Origin of the sequence: Rhodovarius lipocyclicus (assembly GCF_009900765.1) — a bacterium.
Classification (GTDB): domain Bacteria; phylum Pseudomonadota; class Alphaproteobacteria; order Acetobacterales; family Acetobacteraceae; genus Rhodovarius; species Rhodovarius lipocyclicus.
In genome coordinates, this window is sequence record NZ_JAAABL010000081.1 from 2,501 (window position 1) to 5,740 (window position 3,240).

Consider the following 3,240-nt stretch of genomic DNA (forward strand, 5'->3'; position numbering starts at 1 on the left):
TGCGCTGTATAGGCATCTGTCGTTGTGCTGGGCTGATGCCTGGTGGTCTGAAAGGGCTGCTGGGTTGGTGCTGATGGTACTGCGTGCGGGTGTGTATGTGGTGAAGTGGAGTGACTAAAGAGCGTTCGGTGGATGCCTTGGCACCAAGAGGCGATGAAGGACGTGGCACGCTGCGAAAAGCCGCGGGGAGATGCGAGCGATCGTTGATCCGCGGATGTCCGAATGGGGAAACCCCTCCTATATGGAGATCGCGTACTGAATACATAGGTACGTGAGGCAAACCCGGGGAACTGAAACATCTCAGTACCTGGAGGAAAAGACATCAAATGAGATTCCGCTAGTAGTGGCGAGCGAACGCGGAGCAGGCCATTTGTTTTGCACAACTAAGCCGAACAGTCTGGAAAGGCTGACCAAAGTGGGTGATGGTCCCGTAGGCGTGTTGATGTGTGAAGCAATCGAGTAAGGCGAGGCACGTGAAACCTTGTCTGAACATAGGGGGACCACCCTCTAAGCCTAAATACTCCTTGGTGACCGATAGTGCACAAGTACCGTGAGGGAAAGGTGAAAAGCACCCCGACAAGGGGAGTGAAAGAGACCTGAAACCGGACGCTTACAAGCAGTCGGAGCTCTCTTGTGGAGTGACGGCGTACCTTTTGTATAATGGGTCCGCGAGTTCGTGTTGGCAGCAAGCTTAAGCCGTAAGGTGTAGGCGCAGCGAAAGCGAGTCTGAATAGGGCGTCGAGTTGCCGGCATGAGACCCGAAACCGAGTGATCTAGCCATGGCCAGGCTGAAGGTGGGGTAACACCTACTGGAGGGCCGAACCCACGCCTGTTGAAAAAGTCGGGGATGAGCTGTGGCTAGGGGTGAAAGGCCAATCAAACTCGGAAATAGCTGGTTCTCCGCGAAATCTATTGAGGTAGATCGTCAGATGGTCACCCTCGGAGGTAGAGCACCGGAAGGGCTAGGGGGGCCCAAAGCCTTACCAAACCCTACCGAACTCCGAATGCCGAGGAGTGTAGTCTGGCAGACAGACGGCGGGTGCTAAGGTCCGTCGTCGAGAGGGAAACAGCCCAGACCACCAGCTAAGGTCCCCAAATAGTGGCTAAGTGGGAAAGCATGTGGGACGGCCAAAACAACCAGGAGGTTGGCTTAGAAGCAGCCATCCTTTAAAGAAAGCGTAATAGCTCACTGGTCTAATAGCTGTCCTGCGGCGAAAATGTAACGGGGCTCAAGCCACTTACCGAAGCTGTGGATGCGCCGTAAGGCGCGTGGTAGCGGAGCGTTCCGTAAGCCTGTGAAGGTGTACCCGTGAGGGGCGCTGGAGGTATCGGAAGTGCGAATGCGGACATGAGTAGCGACAAAGAGGGTGAGAAACCCTCTCGCCGTAAGTCCAAGGGTTCCTGCGCAAGGTTAATCCGCGCAGGGTGAGCCGGCCCCTAAGGCGAGGGCGACAGCCGTAGCCGATGGAAATCAGGTGAATATTCCTGAGCCCGTCAGAAGTGACGGCCTTGAAGTTCCGTACATGCTTATTGGATTGTGTGTGCGGCTGGATAGGCCCGGGAAATAGCTCTGACATTGGACCGTACCCGAAACCGACACAGGTGGACTGGTAGAGTATACCAAGGCGCTTGAGAGAACCATACCGAAGGAACTAGGCAAATTGCTCGCGTAACTTCGGGATAAGCGAGACCCAATCTTGCGCAAGCAGGGTTGGGTGGCACAAAGCAGGGGGTGGCGACTGTTTAGTAAAAACACAGGGCTCTGCGAAATCGAAAGATGACGTATAGGGTCTGACGCCTGCCCGGTGCCGGAAGGTTAAAAGGAGGAGTGCAAGCTCCGAATTGAAGCCCCGGTAAACGGCGGCCGTAACTATAACGGTCCTAAGGTAGCGAAATTCCTTGTCGGGTAAGTTCCGACCTGCACGAATGGCGTAACGACCTCCCCACTGTCTCCGGTATGGGCTCAGCGAAATTGAATTCCCCGTGAAGATGCGGGGTACCCGCAGTTAGACGGAAAGACCCTATGAACCTTTACTGCAACTTCACAGTGGCGCCAGGAAAGGGCTGTGTAGGATAGGTGGGAGGCTATGAAGCATGGGCGCTAGCTTGTGTGGAGCCAACCTTGAAATACCACCCTGCGCTTTTTTGGCGTCTAACCGAGCTCCGTTAGCCGGAGCCGGGACCCTGTGTGGCAGGCAGTTTGACTGGGGCGGTCGCCTCCTAAAGTGTAACGGAGGCGCGCGATGGTGGGCTCAAGCCGGTCGGACATCGGCTGTTGAGTGCAAAGGCATAAGCCCGCCTGACTGTGAGCGTGACAGCGCGAACAGAGACGAAAGTCGGCCTTAGTGATCCGGTGGTCCCTCGTGGACGGGCCATCGCTCAACGGATAAAAGGTACTCTAGGGATAACAGGCTGATCTCCCCCAAGAGTCCACATCGACGGGGAGGTTTGGCACCTCGATGTCGGCTCATCGCATCCCGGGGCTGGAGCAGGTCCCAAGGGTTCGGCTGTTCGCCGATTAAAGCGGTACGTGAGCTGGGTTTAGAACGTCGTGAGACAGTTCGGTCCCTATCTGCTGTGGGTGTTGGAGACTTGAAAGGATCTGTCCCTAGTACGAGAGGACCGGGATGGACGTACCTCTGGTGCACCAGTTGTCACGCCAGTGGCACCGCTGGGTAGCTAAGTACGGACGGGATAACCGCTGAAAGCATCTAAGCGGGAAACCCACCTTGAAACTAGGTCTCCCTGAGGGCCGTGAAAGACCATCACGTCAATAGGCCGCAGGTGTACGCGCAGCAATGTGCTGAGCCGAGCGGTACTAATCGCCCAATCGAACTCCACATCACCATCAACATACACACTGCTCTCCCAGGAGAGCACCGCACGCAGCACCATCAGCTCCCTACATAATCTTACACACACAATCCGATCACCCAATCAACTCTCTGGTTCGGTGGTCTGGTGGTTATCGCGGGGTTGATACACCCGTTCCCATCCCGAACACGGCCGTGAAACACCCCAGCGCCCATGGTACTGCACCTCAAGGTGCGGGAGAGTCGGTCGCCGCCAGACCACCAAACCAGAGAGTTCACATTTCCACCTTACGCGGGGTGGAGCAGCCCGGTAGCTCGTCAGGCTCATAACCTGAAGGTCACAGGTTCAAATCCTGTCCCCGCATCCATATCCAACACACAACACCCGCTCACCTCATGGTCAGCGGGCGTTGCGCGTTACAGGGCC

Annotated in this window: 1 tRNA gene and 2 rRNA genes; all 3 read left to right on the forward strand. The window is 56.2% G+C overall.

Annotated elements, in window-relative coordinates:
• Positions 1–105: 105 nt before the first annotated feature.
• The 3 genes from GT007_RS21930 (at position 106) to GT007_RS21940 (ending at position 3,181) form a co-directional block, all read left to right on the forward strand.
• Positions 106–2,843, forward strand: a 23S ribosomal RNA gene (locus GT007_RS21930).
• Positions 2,844–2,957: 114 nt separating this feature from the next.
• A 5S ribosomal RNA gene (gene rrf, locus GT007_RS21935) occupies positions 2,958–3,072 on the forward strand.
• 32 nt (positions 3,073–3,104) lie between these two features.
• A tRNA-Met gene (locus GT007_RS21940) sits at positions 3,105–3,181 on the forward strand.
• Positions 3,182–3,240 lie beyond the last annotated feature (59 nt).